Origin of the sequence: Allomesorhizobium camelthorni (genome assembly GCF_011045125.1) — a bacterium.
GTDB classification, from domain to species: domain Bacteria; phylum Pseudomonadota; class Alphaproteobacteria; order Rhizobiales; family Rhizobiaceae; genus Allomesorhizobium; species Allomesorhizobium camelthorni.
The window spans coordinates 1-18,017 of record NZ_JAAKZF010000044.1; the positions used below are offsets into that span (position 1 = coordinate 1).

Here is an 18,017-nt window from a genome sequence, read left to right on the forward strand (position 1 = left end):
TACCTACCGACGGCCCAAGTGGAGATGGTCCCGGCAGTGGAGACGCTGTGTATGGCAACGTGGATTACACACCGTGGTTGACGAGTTGGTAGTTGCTTGATGATGTGCTTGGTTCGAGACTGAAGTAGGTCTAGGTCTAAACCTTCGTTTTTAGAAACTCGTGCACACACAAAAAGCGCTCAAAAGAGCGCTTTTTGTGTGATTCGATAATTGGACTTTATGGTGCTCCATATCGCACCACTTCCCGAAGGCTACCGGAGTTTCCGGAATCGAAAAAAGTGGCGTCTTGTGCACCAGATCGCACCACTTCCCGAAGGCTACCGGAGTTTCCGGAATCGAAAAAAGTGGCGTCTTGTGCACCAGATCACACCACTTCCCGAAGGCTACCGGAGTTTCCGGAATCGAAAAAAGTGGCGTCTTGTGCCCCAGATCACACCACTTCCCGAAGGCTACCGGAGGTGCAGGATGAGCAATTTAAGGCGTTGATGGAAGCGGCACAGTCGCGCGAGTTTGTTCAAGTTAATGCTATTGTGGATTGTAGCAGCGACAAAAAACCTAAGCGACTCTCTCCAGCAACAATTTCACCAAGCTAATAAAAGCTTTTCGTCTATGCTCTTTTAAGTCGTCTCCATCACACAATTTAATCACCTCTTCACTGTCCAGTTCCGCAAGTAATCCTTTCAGCTTCGTTTGCCTGACTCGCCTCACCATCTCCTTTCGTTCATCTTCGGCAAGATTGTTCCAATTGGACAACTCGTCCTCAGAAAGATCGTTTTTGAACAATTGAAGAGGTGCCCATTTGTAAAAATACCCAAATATTGCACTAACAGTCTCTTGCGCTTGCGATTTATCCATTTCTTCGTGGAGTGTTTGCACTTCCGCATCGCTCAACTCCCCCGACCATGAGAACGAACTGTTATGAATACTAAACCTCGCTCCCCCAGTAATAGCATATTTCACATCACCAGAAAGAAAGGCAACTAGGAAAATCGGAAAGTAGCCAGAGTGAACGCCAGGAAACAACCCTGTTGCTACGTGAGTTAAATTCATGTCGAAATCGTTATTGGCTTTCTGGAGTATGAGCGGTTGTGCCCACTCCAAAAACTTCTTCCACACAATACGCGACATACGGTTGCTAACATTTCCGCTAGTCACTTTCCACTCATTAGGGAAATAGTGTTCCCAGATGTCGAAATGCCTGGGAGCATCGGAAACGCTGTTAAAAAACGTGGAGCAGAAATAGCCAAATTGGTTGACCACATGATTCCACCAGCGCCGTTTGGTGTCTTCGTTCTTTATATTTTCCAGCCTGACTTCCGCGGTGTTAGCATATTCTTTAAGATCAGCGAATATCTGGTAGGCGCCGTGATCGTTCTGTAACAGGGCCTTGGTAGTCGCCGGTAGAAGTTCTTTCTGGAAATAATGCCACTCCCAGAATGAATAGTCGCTCGCATATATTTTATCTAATGCTGTCGATATACGTCTTTTAAAGGCAGGTAGTTTATTTAGGGCAGAAATATTACCTACCCTTTCCGATACTCCCCTCCTTTTCAGCCAATCTTGCTCAGCATCCCATAGACTGTCACTCCAGACAAACAATTTTGGAAACACGTAGTGACCGAGTGAGAATATGTCTCTTTTGTCTATATGGCTTTGATAGGAGCGAGCAAGGGAAACAGCCAAATCATAATGTTTGGTATTGATTGCGTCATCTATATGATTGACGAAGATTTCGGTATGGTCTCGGTCACCATGTTCTGATACTTCCGACCAGTACGATGTCCATGCGCGGACCATCTTTTCGATTTTTGATCTATTACCAAAACGAAAAACCTTTCGGAGACGCAAACCTTTCAAGAAGCTGATCTCAAATTCCGACTTGTGCCCCTCGGAAAATCGCAATGCTCTACGGAATGCTCGCCCGAGTACAATCACCAAGATTGTTACAACCAAGATTGCCAATATTTTCTGCCGTGAAGAGATATCATTTCCACTGAAAAATGGAAATAATCCTAGGCCGAATATCGATAGCCAAAATACCTTCTTTGCTCCAAATACCTCATCACTCAAAACCATCTTTTCAAATTCGCTTCTCTTCCGTCCATTGTTTAATACGTCCGTTAGAAAGACGATAGCGAACGGAATGAATATCGCCAAAATGCCAAGAATGACAGTCTGAAATAGTGATGGGTCAAGGTGTTTAAGGTACGGATCGAGCATACCTACAAAACGCTCGACGGCACATAAAGCAGTATTAAGTATTCTTTCGTACCACATCTTAGGAATTATACTCCTCCTCAGACAATTTTTCTAATTCCGCAACTTCCGGCGTCTATGACGTTGGGACTGCTTGCCTCATCATAGAGGGGTGCAGAATCACGACAACGTAACACGATTCGGTGCACCCTCGGTTGTCGAGGTGAGAAGGTTTTCGGTATCCGGCAGGCGGACCGACCCAGCTCTAAAATACCGACCTCGTTCCCTCAACGTCTCGTTCGAATGGTCGAACGAGACGCAGAGAGAAGGAGTTCTTTCCATGACATTGATGTTGCATGCCGGCGCGACGGAAGTCGCGTATGACGATCTGCGCGCGGTGGCGACACCACCCCGCACAGCGTCTCACGTGCCGGTGGCTCACCATGAAATCGTGGAGCTGATGCGTTATAGCCTCGGCTTCTATGGCCACGAGATCATCGAGGAGCACCACGCCGTCACCGAAGACGGTGCTCGTTATTTCGGTCTGTTGTCACTTCGTAGCCCTGACGGTGAGTACACCGACACCCTTGGTCTGCGGAATAGCCACGACAAGAAGTTCCCGATTGGTATTGCCTTTGGTAGTCGCGTCTTCGTTTGTGATAATCTGGCTTTCCAAGCCGATCACGTCATCAGACGCAAGCACACGGCTAACGCCAAGCGGGAGCTTCCTGGTCTTGTTGCCGAAGTGGTGGAGCCATTAAACACGGAGCGACAGGAACAGGCCGAGCGCTTCCTTCGCTACCGTGAGACAGTGTTACCCGATGAAGTGGCAGATCATGTCATCTTATCGCTCTATCGCTCTGGCGTCATCAACCTCCAGCGCGTCCCTGACGTGATGGAGCAGTGGGAGACGCCAGCGCATGACTGGGGTGACAAGACTCTGTGGCGGCTTTTCAACGCCGCGACGTTCTCGCTCACCGGACGGGTGGCCGAGAACCCGGCGGTGACGACGGTGCTCCATCGTGTCATTGATGGAGTGTGTGAACGCACAGTCTGACGTGGATACGTCAGACAACATCAACTAGCCCCTCATTATGAGGGGCTTTTTTTCGCGTGATGCTATCGCTGAAACTCCCGGCGTCTATGATGTGATGATGAATTGTCTATAAATCTACCCTCCTATTTCAATCATACAATGATTGCTGAGTTCAGTATTTTCCCACGTACCGTTGATGAGCCGAAAGTTAGCAAGAGCATTTTGTAACCTGCGTATATATGGAAAGCCGACTGGCGCACCATCAACAACAAATCTCCCGCCGTATTCGATCTTGAGACGTTCTATTTGTTCACGAAAGACCTTTTGCTCTTGATCAGGATCGTATATCAGTATTGTGTTAACCACCACAATTACTGTTCCGTTTGGCAGAAAATCATAGTCCCTTGGATGAAAGTCGGTATAAGTATTCCAACTAGTAGGACCGCCAGGTTCAAGTGTAATTGGTTTCTTGGATTTATCGGTCCAATCTATTGGTATATCGGATGCGGGCCATTCCCAGCCTGCTGGATGCCAGTTTTTACCATCCCAAACACTACTGCGATCATCACATGTTTTAATCAGCGACGAGAAACCATCTGACAGCTTAAGAGAACTGCCACCAAGGTTTTGGGCGGACCATGAAAACTCAAATCTATTCTCTTCCTTGTTAAATCCGCTTTTATGCATTGTTATGTCTACTTTTGGCTTAAAATCATCGATCAAAGATTTTGTTATCTGATAGTCGTTTATATTTTCGGTATGTTTTATTATCGTTGATTGCTGGTCTATACTAATTTCAAGTAAATATACCTGACGTGAAAGCGCGAATAGGGTTAGGGCAGAAATTATTACTCCGCCAATGTAAACGTACAACTGCACAGACTTATAGGTTTTATTGTTTTTTGTATCGAGATCAGACAAGATATTCCTCCGTAAGTCCTTGATTTACTTGACGTAGTATGTATTTTGTGCTAGAATGTAATATGTATCTCCAAGGTACTTTCAACGTCAACTCAAAATCGAGCTGGCGTTATGCTAGCTCTCTGGAGGAATATCATGGTCTTTAGCCCTGTAAAGTTCTTTCGTAGTTCCGAACACACTGATCCAATGTGGACTTCGTTCATAATCCTTGTAATATTCTCATCTGTTGCGGTGATAGTTTTAAGCACTCAGATGGTTTGGTCCGTTCTCGCAGATTATTCCATAGTGTCGAGTCGTCCGCCTACTTGGATTACGTTGATCTTTTTAGCATCAGCATACATTGCTGTGTTACCTTTCGTAATACAACTTGTTATTTTTGGGCTTAAGAAAAATAAATAGTAAAAATTCATTTCTCAACCATCCGTTTTGTACGGGTGGTTTTTTTCTATCAAATATAGAGACATACAAGTAAGAGCTCCACTGCACGCTTGACATGGACAGCGTAAAGTGCCGGGCATCAGAAACGCAATATACGCAGTTTATGTCATCAATAGACATGGTGTACTCCGTCGTGAAATGCCCGTGGTGATAGCCTATGCAATATGCCGGGTCCATCGTGGCATTCTCGCTTCAATCTCTGTAAGCTGTGCGTTAACCTGCCTATCAAAATGCAGGCTGTCCAACGAGAGCATAATTCGACCTACCCGGAATGTGCCAATCCATCCACCGAAGACAAACCCTGCAAGGCTTCCGACGACCGCACCAAGGAAGAGGAATACATACTCCGTTTCTTCGCTACCGAGCATGAGCACAACAAGGCTCCAGCTTACGCAGCAGCCAAGAACAATACCGAGTACGGTATACTGCATCGTCGCAATCGTTTCGGTCACATACACTATCCGATCAAGGCGCTTCATATATTTGAATGAAACATGAGTTAGGTTGTCCATAGATGTCTCTGTGCTTTATGGTATGTGCAACGATGTGAGCTGCCTGTATCATCATTTTCAAATGCGGTACATATCCAGTGGTGAAATAATCCGCGTATGTCCTTGGTTGCCGCCATGGACATTGAACACATTGTCGGCACGAACGTGCGCCGCATCCGTCTCGCACGCGGCCTCTCGCAAGAGCGGCTTGCGTTTGATGCAGAGGTGGATCGCTCGTACCTGGGGGCATTGGAGCGCGGCGAACAGAACCCTACAGTCCGTATCCTCGCTCGCATTGCTGAAACCCTCACCTGCACAGTCGCCGACCTTGTGACCGAAAGCGACACGCCGCTACCTGCGAACCTGCCGCGCGGTATCCGGCAAAAGGGTTAGGCTCTACGATATACTTATGAGATGATGCGGCATCGATGATGGTGGCGGGTAGGTGGATCATGTGGAAGATCAGCTTATTATAAATGACTTTGCAGTAATTTTCACAACTGGCAACTCTAGGCGTCTATGACGTGGCGACGGCTTGCCTCATCATAGACGGGTGCAAAATCGCGACAACATAACACGAGTCGGGGCGACTCTGGGCCGGCGCGGTGGAAAGGTTTTTGGTATCCGGCAGGCAGATCGACTGCTCCACACGTTCATCATCGGACAGACCGGTACCGGCAAGTCCACGCTACTGGCTTCGTTGTGTCGGCAGGACATAACGGCTGGTAGAGGTTTCTGTCTGATTGATCCGCATGGAGATTTGGCGGAATCGGTGGCCGAGTTGTTGGGTGAAGACGGCATCTATTGGAACGCCGCTGACCCAGCCTGCCCTTACGGATACAATCCATTGTCTTCGGTACCGCCACCTTGGCGACCACTGGTCGCTTCTGGGCTCATTGATACCTTCAAGAAGCAGTGGCCGGATGCCTGGGGTGCTCGGATGGAGCACCTACTTCGTTTTGCGCTGTTGGCGCTGTTGGAGCAAGAAGACGCCAGCATTGCCGATATCCTCCCGCTATTCCTCGACAAGGAATACCGAAAGGATCTGATTGAGACCCTACCAGAAGGACCGGTACGGCAATTCTGGACCGTGGAATATGGAGCCCTGCGTTATCAGTCCTCCAGTGACGGTGTTTCCTCGATTGCCAACAAGCTCGGTGCTTTCTTGGTGCAGCCGACAGTGCGGAAGGCCGTGTGTGAGCCAGAACAACCATTGCACTGGCGCCACTTGATGGACGAGGGTGGAAAGCTAATCATCAACCTGGCGAAAGGCCGACTCGGAGCGGATGTTTCCAACGTACTCGGTGGCTTGATTGTGTCTGGTATCGCCGGTGCGTCATACAGCCGGCAGGATCGACCGGAAAAAGAACGGCGACCGTTCTTCCTCTACGTCGATGAATTTCACTCTTTCACCACCTCCGCTTTCGCGGACATGCTCTCCGAGTTGCGTAAGTATGGTCTGTCCCTCACCCTGACCACACAGCACTTTGGAAGAGTGGAGGAAAAGACACGGGAAGCGATTCTGGGGAATGTCGGCACACTGGTATCGTTTCGAGTTGGTGCTAATGATGCCTCATTATTATCTCGCCAGTTCGGCACCGACTTTCCGAAACCGTCTGACCTCACCAACCTCGCCAACCACGAGACCTTTATCAAGTTGATGGTGGATGGTGCTCAGACGAAGGTGTTTTCGGCAGGGACGTTGCCGCTGTGACACGGCGGGCGTTGACCGTCATGTTCGTTAGCGAGTATTGAGCGAACCAGTCAGCACCCAGTAGGATGCTGACTTTATTGTAATTTCTCATGTGTAAGGTAAAATATAACTATTTGCGCTATGAAAAAGACAATCAATCTGTCGGTGTTGCGTTCCCAGCAACACATAATCACCGTTATTCATAACAGTGTTCGCTACAAGCTCTTTCAGATTTTGTTTTCTGACGACGGAAGCATGTACGTCAACTTCCCATATTATCGAAAAACAACTGGTTTCGCTGGAAAACTCCAGATTCCAGCCGGTTCTGTCAGTCACCAAGTGAATCTGACTGACTGCGCAAAACTTACCTCTCATCTTGTTAAATATGCACACCACCTTTCCGGACAGGCACATTTTTCACTCACTGGGAAGGTGAAGACGGAGATAAAAAAGCAATCAGTTCCGATACAAGAGCTGAATGGTCATATTTTTACAGCAATGCTACAAGGTATTGACGGATTCGAACAAGCAAATGGCAAAAAGTATGATCATGGCTGGAGCGATAAACGAACAACGGTAGAATTCAATCTCGGCACAATTCCGATTGAAACGATCAAGTTTGTTGCAATAATGCAGCCGCTTCATGAGACCGTCAAAGGCGTCCGTCCAATTCCAAATTCTAATGCAATAGGACCGAAATTCGTTTATCCAAAGGAAGGAGAACCAGGCCTAGGATTTTTACTAGCACCACCAGAGTCAAATCCTCTCGCAGGACATATACTCCAATTGCGCCTCCATATGATCCCGCATCTTGATGCAAAAGAAGACCGGTCGTTCTTTATGCTAATGGGAGGGTTTGACCCACTAGAGAAAATTCATGACACGACTCAATCGGCCGAGTGTCTCGTCTTGTCATATCCGGCAGAAAATGTGGACGAATTAAAGAAGGCTATTGGAAGCATTGATTTGGAAGAGGTGTAAAAGGAAAGGGGTGGACTTAAAAGTCAGATATTTCAAGACGCCTTAGGTACAGATTTGATTCTCCGCACGTTGATGGCCGCTGCATCCAAGCTGTTTTTGAGATGCACGGCATAGTGTTTCTCAATCATCTCCACACTGGTGCGGCAGTTTTTGGCAATCTGGTAGATGTCCGCACCTTCTAACAGTCGGAAGCTGATGTAGCTGTGGCGGAGCGAATAGAGGGTACGGCTGTTGCCCTGGCGATCTACCTTTAACCCTTGTTCTTCAAGGATGCGGTTGAACGCGCGTTTGTGATTGCTCGGGAAAAGTCGGTCGGTGGACTTGGGCTTGTTCCGCTCCTTCATCCGCTGAAATGGTCGCACCGCACCAGTGGTGCTTTTGCAGTAGCCCACCCCGCGCTTGCCGCGCACTTCAATCTCCAGAATGGTCTCTTTGGTGGCTTCGTCTTCCACCACGTGCACGTCGCGGTATTCCAGCCAATTAGCCTCATCCGGTCTGATGCCGGTATTGGCCATAAAGAGCACCATATCGTGCAATTGCTCGGCTTCGGCTTGCCAAGGCAGTCCTTTGGCTTTGCGAGCATTTTCACGGGTGGCTTGGTAGAGGCGCTTGTATTCCTCCGGTGAGAACCAAGCCCGGTGCGTTATCTTACCCGAGCTACGATAAGGGGTGGACATATCGGGAAGGCCGGTTAGCCAGCCGTGCCGTACGGCGGTCTTCAGCACCTGTCGCAAGGTGACGATCTCGTGGTGCATCGTGCTTTTTGACGGCGGTTTACTCATCCGCTCCACCCACATCTGCACCTGTCGCAGGGTTTCCAGCTCTTTTAACACCGCTCGCTGGTGTCGCCTATTCTGCTTTTCGACACACTCGGCCCGATGGGTCCGGTATTCCTCAAGCGCACTTTCGGTGATGGCAGAGAGCGACAGAGAGCCGAAGAAAGGTAGTAGGTGCGTCTTGATGAAGATCTTGTGCGACTCGACGCTCTTGGTAGTTCTCTGCTTTCCCTTAACGGCGGCGACCGCTCGCAAGAACCCCTTCGCCGCTTCCTCAAACGTCCGGTCTGAGCTGTCGCTACCGGCCTTGATACGGTGCACTCGATATTCCTGCACGGCACCTGATGTGATCTCGGACAACCCCAGCTCTCCGAAGAACGGAACGAGATGGTTGCGCAGACGGCTTTGGTGATCCTCGGTGTACTTTTCGTTGCGTTCGCCGGCGGTGATGACGGCGTATTCGCCCACGAACTTCTCTGCCACCTGTTTGAAGGTCTTCTCGGTCTTCAGCTCGCCCTTGACCACCTTGCCGCGGAGCCCAAGGTACCAATCCTCCGCCCAATCCTTGGCTTTAGCCAGACTCTCTTCCTTGGTGCTGACGCGCCAATTTTTGCCTTTGAGGTAGGTTGAACACTGCCACAAAGGGCTGCCTGGTCGTTTGTACAGATTAACCTTGTCGCCCAGAATCGTGTGCTTTTCGCTCATCCTCTCGTCCTCCGTTTGCAGTGTGTAGTTTGTGCAAGGGTTGTGCAACGGTGTCGAAAGGAAGAGAGGTCAGACTAAAAAATGCGTATGTGGTTGATTTTTAAGGGAAAGATGGTGCCCAGAGGCGGATTCGAACCACCGACACGCGGATTTTCAGTCCGCTGCTCTACCAACTGAGCTATCTGGGCCTGTTTCGATGGCCGGCTGCGCAGGCATCCGAAACTCGCGAGGCTTGGATCAAACCTGCGAAAGCGCGTGGGTTATAGCACGGGATTTTGCGCTGTCCAGCGCTGGCGCAGCCTTTTGAGGAAGAAACCGAACTTCGTTCGTTTCCTGCTTCGCGAGGCTATTTCGGCTCGCTTTCGTCGCCGTCTTCCTCGTCCTCGCGGACCGGAATGGCGTAGCTGCCGGAAAGCCAGCGATTGAGGTCGACATGCTTGCAGCGCGTCGAGCAGAACGGATAGGTGTCGCGCGACGAAGGCCTGCCGCATTCGGGGCAGGGGCGTTTCGGTCGCAGCGGCGCGACGTTGCCGGTTCCTTCGCCGCTCATGCGCGTGTGCCCGACAGCCAGTTGAAGTGCACCTTGAAGCCTTCAGCAGTCAGCAGGCCGACGGTTTCGTAGAGCGGCAGGCCGACGACGTTGGTGTAGGATCCGACGAGCTTCACGACAAATGTGCCAGCAAGCCCCTGAACGGCATAGCCGCCGGCCTTGCCGCGCCACTCGCCCGAGGCGAGGTAGCTTTCCAGTTCTTCGCGGCCGAGCCGCTTGAAGCGGACGCGGGTTTCCACCAGCCGCTGCCGCAGCTTACCTTCCGGCGAAATCAGGCATACGCCCGAATAGACCCGGTGCGAGCGGCCCGAAAGCAGTTGCAGGCAGTTAGAAGCCTCGTCCACCAGTTCGGCCTTTGGCAGGATGCGCCGCCCGACCGCGACGACGGTGTCGGCCGCCAGTATGTAGGCGCCGGCGAAATCCGGCTCAGCCTTCAGCGATTCGAGCGCCTTCTCAGCTTTTGCTTTTGACAGACGCTTGGCCAGCGAGCGCGGATGCTCGGCGCGCAGTGGCGTCTCGTCGACTTCGGCCGGGAGTGCCCTGTCCGGCTCAATGCCGACCTGCTGCAGAAGCTCGATCCGGCGCGGCGAACCCGAGGCGAGCACAAGCTTCTGGAAAACGCTCATCGTGTCGGGTCGCGGCCTGCGGCCGTCCTATTTGAAGCGGTAGGTGATGCGGCCCTTGGTCAGGTCGTATGGCGTCATTTCCACCAGGACCTTGTCGCCCGTGAGCACGCGGATGCGGTTCTTGCGCATGCGGCCGGCGGTGTGGGCAATGATTTCGTGCTCGTTTTCAAGTTTCACCCGAAACATAGCATTCGGGAGCAATTCCGTGACAGTACCCGGAAACTCGAGGACTTCTTCCTTCGGCATTCTATACCTTTGGTTTGGATGGAATTTCCGGCGCCGGGCCGGAATTTGCGCGGAACCTATATGATTATCGGCTCTTTGTGAACACGCTTAATCGCCCGCGCTTGGGGAGGCCCCGTCGGCGAAGCGCTGGGCGATCCTGGCCTTCAGCCGCTCGCGCACGTCGCGATAGGCCGCCATGATCTGCTCGCGCGTGCCGGCGGCCGTGGTCGGATCGGCCGTCGGCCAATATTCCACCTCGACCGCCATTGAGCGCGTCAGTTCGAGCGCGGCGTGATGGGCTTCCGGCGCAAGCGTCACGATCAGGTCGAAGTAACCGTCCTCCAGGTCGTCCAGAGTCTTTGGAAGCCGGTCTTCCAGCGACAGGCCGTCTTCGGCGAGCACGGCGTTGACGAACGGATCGCGCTCGCCCGTCCGCACGCCGGCTGACGCGACGAAGATCGTCGGCGCCAGGGCCTTTCGCGCCAATGCCTCGGCCATGGGCGAGCGCACGGCATTCATTCTGCACATGAACAGGATCGAACGGGGATGCGGAAGCGTCGAAGCCAGGGTCAGCCCCGCCAGTGCAGGACGCAGACCAGCGTGAAGACGCGGCGAGCGGTGTCGAAATCGATATCGATCTTGCCGGCCAGCCGGTCCATCAGCGTCTGCGACCCTTCATTGTGCAGGCCGCGCCTGCCCATGTCGATCGCCTCGATCTGGCTCGGCGTCGAGGTGCGGATAGCCTCGTAGTAGCTCTCGCAGACCATGAAATAGTCTTTGACGATGCGGCGGAACGGCGTCAGCGACAGAATATGCGTGACCACGGGGGAGCCGTCCTCGTGCGAGATGGCTAAGACGAGGCGGGCGTCGGCCAGCGACAATCTCAGCCGATAGGGGCCGCAGCCATCGTCGTCGACAGGTTGAAAGCTGTTCTCCTCGATGAGATCGAAGATCGCCACCGCCCGCTCATGCTCGATGTCGGGCGTCGAGCGGCCGATGGATTCGTCGAGTTCGACGTCGATCAGCCTTGAGCGTTGCCCGTCGTTCCGCGCCATCCCATGCTCTAAATATTCAGCCGGATGGCGACCGAGCGTCCGTGCGCCTCCAGCCCCTCGGCCTTGGCGAGTGCCATAGCGGCTGGCGCCAGCGCGCGCAACTGCTCCGGCCCGAGCTTGAGAATCGAGGTGCGCTTCATGAAATCCAGCACCGAAAGCCCGGAAGAGAACCGCGCCGAGCGGGCGGTCGGCAGGACGTGGTTCGAGCCGCCGACATAGTCGCCAATGGCTTCCGGCGTATGGCGCCCGAGAAACACTGCTCCGGCATTGCGGATGTGCGGCAGGAAGGTGTCGGCATCCCTGATCGCCAGTTCGAGATGTTCGGCCGCGACGCGGTTGATAAGCGGCACAGCGCGCTCGAGCGTCTCGACCAGGATGATTGCGCCGAAATCGCGCCAGCTTGCGGCGGCGGTCTCAGCGCGCGGCAGCGATTTGAGTTGGCGCATGACCGCGCCTTCGACCGCGCTTGCGAGAGCAGGATCGTCGGTGATCAGGATCGATTGGGCCGCGGCGTCGTGCTCAGCCTGGGCCAGCAGGTCGGCTGCGATCCAGTCGGGATCATTGTCGGCATCCGCCACGACAAGCACTTCCGACGGCCCTGCGATCATGTCGATGCCGACCGTTCCGAACACCTGGCGCTTGGCCGCGGCGACATAAGCATTGCCCGGTCCGACGATCTTGGCGACCGGCCGTATCGTCTCGGTACCGTAGGCGAGGGCAGCTATGGCCTGTGCGCCGCCGACCCGGTAGATCTCGGAAACGCCGGCGAGGTCGGCTGCGACCAGCACCAGCGGGTTGATCGCGCCGCCGGGCGCCGGCACCACCATGACGATGCGCTCGACGCCGGCGACAACAGCAGGGATCGCGTTCATCAGCACCGAACTCGGATACGACGCGGTGCCGCCGGGCACATAGAGCCCGACCGCCTCAACCGCCGTCCAGAGCGAGCCGAGTTCGACGCCGGCCGCGTCCGTGTAGCGGTCGTCGGCCGGGCGCTGGCGCTGGTGATGCGACCGGATCCGCTCGCGAGCGAATTTCAGCGCCTCGATGGTCTCGGCGTCGGCTTCGCCATAGGCCTTGGCGATATCGGCTTTCGAGACCGCGATGCCGAGGCTGCGCAAATCGGCCCCGTCGAACTTCTGCGTGTACTCGACCAGCGCCTCGTCGCCCCTTGCGCGGACATCGGCGATGATGGCGGCGACGGCGCTGTCGACATCGGGAGATGCCTCGCGCTTGGTCGTCAGGAACGCTGCGAAACGCACCTCGAAGCCGGCATCGGATTGGTTGAGTGTGATGGCCATATGCGCTCAGACTTTGTGGTGCGGGCGCGAAGATGCCTGCCAGGCGCCGCCGAGATCGGCGAGGCGGGCCTCCACGCATTCGACGTCGAGCATGATCGCGCCGCCGCCCGAGAAGATCAGTTCTACGATGCCGGCGGGCGCATCCATCGGCACGAAGCTGATGGCGAGCAGCGAGAGGATCTCGGCCGGCCGGTCACGGGCGATGCCGCTGGTCTTGGCATTGAGCACGCGATCGAAATGCAGCACGCTGTTGCGCCGCTGCGGGCGCGGCCGGAAGAAGAAGCGCGACTTGCCTTCCCAAACGAATCGGTTCATCGGCACGATGAAGCGCTTGAGCGAAGGGAGGAATTCGAGGTCACCGGTTTTCATGACGGCGTCCTGGACATGCGCCGACAGGATTCTCAGATCCTCTTCGTCGAGGGCGACAAGTTTCAACTGGTCCATGTCTCAACGCCTGTGGAAGGTGATCGCGCCTGCCGCCTTGTTAGGCGGTCTCGGCGAAGCGCGCAACCGAGGGAGATGCGGGGCCTTACGACGATATGCGCTCGATGGTCGCGCCGCAGCCGGAAAGCTTTTCCTCCAGCCGTTCGAACCCACGGTCGAGATGGTAGACCCGGTTGACCACCGTCTCGCCTTCGGCCGCCAGCCCGGCGATCACCAGCGAAACCGAGGCGCGCAGATCCGTCGCCATCACCGGTGCGCCCTTGAGCTTCCGCACGCCGTCGACGATCGCCGTCTGTCCGGCCAGGGTTATGTGCGCGCCGAGCCGGGCGAGCTCCTGCACATGCATGAAGCGGTTCTCGAAGATGGTCTCGGTGATCCGCGACTTTCCCTCGGCCATGGTCATCAGCCCCATGAACTGTGCCTGCAAGTCGGTCGGAAAGCCCGGGAAAGGCTCCGTCGTCACGTCGACCGGCGCGATGCCCGAGCCGTTGCGCCTGACACGGATACCGGAATTGACCGGGATGATTTCGGCGCCTGTCTGCGCGATCACGTCGAGTGCACCCTGCAGCAGGTCGGCGCGCGCGCCCTCGAGGATAACGTCGCCGCCGGCCATGGCGACCGCCATGGCGTAGGTGCCGGTCTCGATGCGGTCGGGAATGACCTGGTGGCGCGCGCCGGACAGCGCATCGACGCCGTCGATCACGATTGTCGAGGTGCCTGCGCCGGTGATCTTTGCGCCCATGGCGTTGAGACACTCGGCGAGATTGACGATTTCGGGCTCGCGAGCGGCGTTTTCTAGCACCGTCTCGCCCTTGGCAAGCGACGCCGCCATTATCAGCACATGAGTGGCCCCTACGGACACTTTGGGGAACACGTACCGGTTGCCGGTGAGACGCCCGTTCGTTTTGGCGATGACATAGCCGTTTTCGACGTCGATACGGGCGCCGAGCGCCTGCAATCCTTCGAGAAACAGATCGACCGGACGCGTGCCGATGGCGCAGCCGCCGGGCAGCGACACTTTCGCCTCGCCCATCCGGGCAAGCAGCGGTCCGATCACCCAGAAGCTGGCGCGCATCTTCGACACGAGCTCATAGGGGGCGGTGGTGTCGACGATGCTGCGGGCAGTGAAATTGATCGTGCGCGAATAGCCTTCGTTCTGGCGCTCACGGCGGCCGTTGACGGAATAGTCGACGCCGTGATTGCCGAGGATGCGGATCAACTGTTCCACATCGGCGAGATGCGGCACGTTTTCGAGCGTCAGCGTGTCGTCGGTCAGAAGCGACGCGATCATCAGCGGCAGGGCGGCGTTCTTCGCGCCCGAGATCGGGATACGGCCATTGATCCGATTGCCACCGACGATTCTGATGCGGTCCATGAAATTCGTTTCTCCGGGAGTTTTCCCGGCTGTTGATCGTTGCCCGAACGGCCCGTCTAGACCATCACGTAAATCGGTTCAAGAAATAGGATTTGCCCCCGGGGCCCCTTAAGAGCGGCGTCACAGTTCCATCTTTGGTTGCCCTGATGCGATCTCAATCCCCTCCGGCCGGCTGTCGGCCTCGCCGGTGCGGCGCGAACGCGCCTGCGCCTTTCGCTTCTGGAGATTGGCGCGGAGTTCCTCGGCGAGCCTTTTCTTGCGCTCGGCGCTGCTATCCGTTTGGCCGCTGGCGGTGTTTTTCCTGTTCATCCGGCTGTTTCGTCGCAAACTGCTTCGGCTTCATTGAAATAACTATCATTGTGGCCGCGCAATGTCGAAAACACCGGGCTTGAAAACTGTCCGCAGCTAACTTGCGCTTGCCTGATTGATATGGCAGAAGTCCGCCGCATTCGGCAGCTGCGGTAGCTCAGTGGTAGAGCACTCCCTTGGTAAGGGAGAGGTCGAGAGTTCAATCCTCTCTCGCAGCACCAGCCCATCCCGCTGAAATCGTTAGTACCCTTGGCTTCCAAGGCTTCCGCCAATTCTGGCGTCACAAACGATGTCACAAAAATGGCTGGCAATATTCGGAATCTCAAAGAGCGGAATAGGCGCTATTCCGCGCGTGGTTCGGAATTGCGGCACTTAGTCGGGAAAACAGAACTAGAGACTCAGCTTGGCGATGACCGGCGGCAAGCGCTCGCAAAACTTCCAGGAGCGGTCGCCGCTCTCCAGGCCAAAAATTTCCGTCGCCGAAGGAAAGGCTAACGCCGGAGGGCCGATTGCGACGCGTTATCACATGACGGTCGAAGAGATTGCCTTTGCAAACTATCTCACTGACGGCCTTCGATCAGGGAAATCGTGACCAAGCCCCCCGCTTCTAAAGTCTAACGAGAGTGCCCTAAGCGGCGGCGTCGCCATCGCGACTCGCTTGCGCATCGCGATAGAATCGCCCGAGAAGAAGCGGCGTCAGATACATCGGGATTTGGTAGCAGCCGATAAAGAGAAGTAGCGGATCGGTAACGGCGGCAGGCAACGCCGTCAAGAACAGCGCTATGTTGCGGTTGCCGGCCACGATGGCGAGAGGGGCTGCGAGCCTCCGCCTGCCGCTGCGGCGCAGAAGCGTTGCCATGATGATCTGAAGGCCGAAATTCGCGCTGAAGGCTACTGCGAGATTGATCGCAAAACCGGGGGAATCGGAAAAGATCGCCGGCCCGACCGCCGACATAAGTCCGATAACCACCACGGCCATTGCGATGGCTGACGCGCCGTCTATCGCCTGTAGTCCATTGGCGCTCAAGTCGTTGAGAAAGCGCCAGCGCAGGATGAATGCCAGCCCGCTCGCCGCAAAGATGATCAGGACCAAGCGGCCGGCCGCTGTGAAAACCTGCGACGGATTGTCGAGCGCAGGAGTGAGCCAGAACGCCGGTAGCACGGTCAGTGGCAGCAACGCCGTGCCCACGATCAGCAGGCGAAGCGCTGGCGCTGGATCGTGGCCGGTCATGGCGGTCAGGTTCGGGCTGCCCGAAATCGGCGATGCGGCGGCCATGAGCACCAGCGCGGTCGGCAATATCCCGGTCCAACCGATGCCAACCATGAAGACGATAAGCGCGACTGGAAACAGCACCTGGAATACCAGCACGACGCCAACCGAAAATCCGATATCGCGCGCGGCGCCAAGCGCCTGACGCGGGCCGACGCGGAACGCCGCGAGGAACAGCAGGGCAGCAACCATCTCACCGATCCACGGCTTCAACGCGAGCGCAAAGCCGGGCAGCGCGATGCCGGCGACCAGTCCGAGCACCAGCAGCAGGCGACCGTGCTTTGCGGCCTGGTTGAGGAGCGCGCCGAACAACTAGCGCGCCTGCCGCATGTTGTTGGGCAGCCAGGTCGCCAACTCCGGAAAGGCGATCAGGATCAACACCATGAGCATCATGATCAGGAACATCGGAAACGCCGCGCGTGCGATGAACCCCATCGAATGGCCGGTCATGCCCTGCAGCACGAACAGGTTGAAGCCGATCGGTGGGGTTATCTGCGCCATCTCGACAACAACGACGATGAATATGCCAAACCAGATAATGTCGATCCCCACCTGACGGATCATCGGTTCGACGATGGCGATGGTGAGCACCACGACGGAAATCCCGTCGAGGAAGCAGCCAAGGATGATGTAGAAGACCAGAAGGACCATCAGCAGTTCGAATCGGCTGAGTTCGATCGAGGCGATCCATTCGGCAAGCGCTCGCGGCAGCCCGGTGAAGCCCATCGACAGCGACAGGAAAGCCGCGCCCGCAAGGATCAGCGCGATCATAGCCGACGTTCTCGTCGCGCCCATCAGGCTCTCGAAGAAATTCCCGGCCGTCAGCGCGCCTTGCGCGGCAGCGAGCGCCAGCGAGCCGATAACGCCGATCGCGGCGGCTTCGGTCGCGGTTGCAACGCCCAGATACATGGAGCCGATCACGGCGGTTATCAGAAGCAGGACGGGGACCAGGAACCGCGACCGCTTCACCTTGTCCCAAAAAGGCAGCGTCGGCTCGGCGGCCGGATTGTAGTCCTTGGAGACCATCGAGGCGGTGACGACGTAGCACATGAAAAGGGTCGCCAGCACGAGCCCGGGAATGACGCCCGCGATGAACAGCTTGGTGATCGATTCGTTGATTGCCACGCCATAGACGATCAGCGTCAGCGACGGTGGGATCATCAGGCCGAGCGTCGCCGCGCCGGCAAGCGTTCCGATTGTTAGGCGCTCGGGATAGTTCCGTTTGCGCAGTTCGGGGATGGTCATCTTGCCGACCGTCGTCAGCGTGGCGGCGGAGGAGCCGGAGACCGCGGCAAAGATCGTGCAGCCAGCGACATTGGTGTGGAGCAGGCCGCCCGGCAGCCTTCCCATCCACGGAGCGAGCCCCTTGAACATGTCTTCCGACAGCCGTGTCCGGTAGAGAATTTCTCCCATCCAGATGAACATCGGCAGCGCCGTCAGAGACCAGGATGACGATGAGCGCCAGATCACCGTCATCATCGCGTCGCCAGCCGGGCGGCTGGTGAACATCTCCATGCCGACATAGGCGACGCCAAGCAGGGCGAGCCCTATCCAGACGCCGGATCCGAGCAGCAGGAAGAGGACGAAAAGAAAGATGCCGATGGCGTAGAAAGGTTCCATCGGCG

At 55.7% G+C, this 18,017-nt stretch carries 20 protein-coding genes, 2 tRNA genes and 1 pseudogene; 7 read left to right on the forward strand and 16 right to left on the reverse strand.

Going from position 1 to position 18,017, the window contains the following annotated elements; genetic code table 11:
• Positions 1-555: 555 nt before the first annotated feature.
• Positions 556-2,277 (reverse strand): hypothetical protein, encoded by a 1,722-nt coding sequence (locus G6N73_RS23630; protein ID WP_165032106.1) that lies wholly within the window; start codon positions 2,275-2,277, stop codon positions 556-558.
• 259 nt (positions 2,278-2,536) lie between these two features.
• Here G6N73_RS23630 and G6N73_RS23635 point away from each other — a divergent pair, with 259 nt between their 5' ends.
• Entirely contained in the window at positions 2,537-3,253 is a 717-nt protein-coding gene (locus G6N73_RS23635) for a DUF932 domain-containing protein (protein ID WP_165032107.1), read from the forward strand.
• Positions 3,254-3,367: 114 nt separating this feature from the next.
• Here the strand turns inward: G6N73_RS23635 and G6N73_RS23640 are convergent, their stop codons facing one another.
• Positions 3,368-4,153 (reverse strand): hypothetical protein, encoded by a 786-nt coding sequence (locus G6N73_RS23640; protein ID WP_165032108.1) that lies wholly within the window; start codon positions 4,151-4,153, stop codon positions 3,368-3,370.
• A 593-nt stretch (positions 4,154-4,746) separates the two neighbouring features.
• Complete coding sequence (locus tag G6N73_RS23645; RefSeq protein ID WP_165032110.1) at positions 4,747-5,043, reverse strand: hypothetical protein; 297 nt, start codon at positions 5,041-5,043, stop codon at positions 4,747-4,749.
• Between the two features lie 174 nt (positions 5,044-5,217).
• Here G6N73_RS23645 and G6N73_RS23650 point away from each other — a divergent pair, with 174 nt between their 5' ends.
• The 4 genes and pseudogenes from G6N73_RS23650 (at position 5,218) to G6N73_RS23660 (ending at position 7,756) form a co-directional block, all read left to right on the forward strand.
• Positions 5,218-5,475 (forward strand): helix-turn-helix domain-containing protein, encoded by a 258-nt coding sequence (locus G6N73_RS23650; RefSeq protein WP_165032112.1) that lies wholly within the window; start codon positions 5,218-5,220, stop codon positions 5,473-5,475.
• Between the two features lie 160 nt (positions 5,476-5,635).
• Positions 5,636-5,830: pseudogene (locus tag G6N73_RS38690) on the forward strand (type IV secretory system conjugative DNA transfer family protein); the annotation flags it as partial.
• Positions 5,831-5,854: 24 nt separating this feature from the next.
• Complete coding sequence (locus G6N73_RS23655) at positions 5,855-6,796, forward strand: type IV secretory system conjugative DNA transfer family protein (RefSeq protein WP_343044720.1); 942 nt, start codon at positions 5,855-5,857, stop codon at positions 6,794-6,796.
• Positions 6,797-6,916: 120 nt separating this feature from the next.
• On the forward strand, positions 6,917-7,756 hold the full coding sequence (locus G6N73_RS23660; RefSeq protein WP_165032116.1) for a hypothetical protein: 840 nt from the start codon (positions 6,917-6,919) through the stop codon (positions 7,754-7,756).
• Between the two features lie 32 nt (positions 7,757-7,788).
• On the opposite strand, the gene G6N73_RS23665 is transcribed toward G6N73_RS23660, so the two are convergent.
• From G6N73_RS23665 to G6N73_RS23715, 11 genes are all read right to left on the reverse strand, one after another.
• Complete coding sequence (locus G6N73_RS23665; protein WP_165032118.1) at positions 7,789-9,237, reverse strand: tyrosine-type recombinase/integrase; 1,449 nt, start codon at positions 9,235-9,237, stop codon at positions 7,789-7,791.
• Between the two features lie 112 nt (positions 9,238-9,349).
• Positions 9,350-9,425: transfer RNA gene (locus tag G6N73_RS23670), tRNA-Phe, on the reverse strand.
• Between the two features lie 158 nt (positions 9,426-9,583).
• Entirely contained in the window at positions 9,584-9,787 is a 204-nt protein-coding gene (gene yacG / locus G6N73_RS23675) for a DNA gyrase inhibitor YacG (RefSeq protein ID WP_165032120.1), read from the reverse strand.
• Positions 9,784-10,413 (reverse strand): Maf-like protein, encoded by a 630-nt coding sequence (locus G6N73_RS23680; protein WP_165032122.1) that lies wholly within the window; start codon positions 10,411-10,413, stop codon positions 9,784-9,786. Before G6N73_RS23680 ends, yacG begins: the two co-directional genes overlap by 4 nt.
• 27 nt (positions 10,414-10,440) lie before the next feature.
• The gene (gene infA, locus G6N73_RS23685) at positions 10,441-10,659 is read right to left on the reverse strand and encodes a translation initiation factor IF-1 (RefSeq protein WP_019172992.1); all 219 of its coding nucleotides are present in this window, start codon (positions 10,657-10,659) and stop codon (positions 10,441-10,443) included.
• 87 nt (positions 10,660-10,746) lie between these two features.
• Positions 10,747-11,166, reverse strand: a complete 420-nt coding sequence (locus tag G6N73_RS23690) for an arsenate-mycothiol transferase ArsC (RefSeq protein ID WP_165032124.1) — start codon at positions 11,164-11,166, stop codon at positions 10,747-10,749.
• Between the two features lie 41 nt (positions 11,167-11,207).
• Positions 11,208-11,693, reverse strand: a complete 486-nt coding sequence (locus G6N73_RS23695) for a UPF0262 family protein (RefSeq protein WP_165032126.1) — start codon at positions 11,691-11,693, stop codon at positions 11,208-11,210.
• A gap of 8 nt (positions 11,694-11,701) precedes the next feature.
• Complete coding sequence (hisD, locus tag G6N73_RS23700; protein ID WP_165032128.1) at positions 11,702-12,994, reverse strand: histidinol dehydrogenase; 1,293 nt, start codon at positions 12,992-12,994, stop codon at positions 11,702-11,704.
• 6 nt (positions 12,995-13,000) lie between these two features.
• Entirely contained in the window at positions 13,001-13,438 is a 438-nt protein-coding gene (locus tag G6N73_RS23705; protein ID WP_165032130.1) for a DUF2948 family protein, read from the reverse strand.
• Positions 13,439-13,523: 85 nt separating this feature from the next.
• A complete protein-coding gene (gene murA, locus G6N73_RS23710; protein WP_165032131.1) occupies positions 13,524-14,813 on the reverse strand; it encodes a UDP-N-acetylglucosamine 1-carboxyvinyltransferase in 1,290 nt (429 codons plus the stop codon).
• Positions 14,814-14,933: 120 nt separating this feature from the next.
• Entirely contained in the window at positions 14,934-15,122 is a 189-nt protein-coding gene (locus tag G6N73_RS23715) for a hypothetical protein (protein WP_165032133.1), read from the reverse strand.
• Between the two features lie 146 nt (positions 15,123-15,268).
• On the opposite strand from G6N73_RS23715, the gene G6N73_RS23720 reads away from it, so the two are divergent.
• Positions 15,269-15,343 (forward strand) — tRNA-Thr (locus G6N73_RS23720).
• Positions 15,344-15,525: 182 nt separating this feature from the next.
• Positions 15,526-15,714: a hypothetical protein gene (locus G6N73_RS23725; protein WP_165032135.1), complete on the forward strand. Its 189-nt coding sequence runs from the start codon at positions 15,526-15,528 to the stop codon at positions 15,712-15,714.
• 36 nt (positions 15,715-15,750) lie between these two features.
• Here the strand turns inward: G6N73_RS23725 and G6N73_RS23730 are convergent, their stop codons facing one another.
• On the reverse strand, positions 15,751-16,704 hold the full coding sequence (locus G6N73_RS23730) for a hypothetical protein (RefSeq protein ID WP_165032137.1): 954 nt from the start codon (positions 16,702-16,704) through the stop codon (positions 15,751-15,753).
• On the reverse strand, positions 16,705-18,012 hold the full coding sequence (locus G6N73_RS23735) for a TRAP transporter large permease (protein ID WP_165032139.1): 1,308 nt from the start codon (positions 18,010-18,012) through the stop codon (positions 16,705-16,707). It lies immediately after the preceding gene.
• Positions 18,013-18,017: the final 5 nt, after the last annotated feature.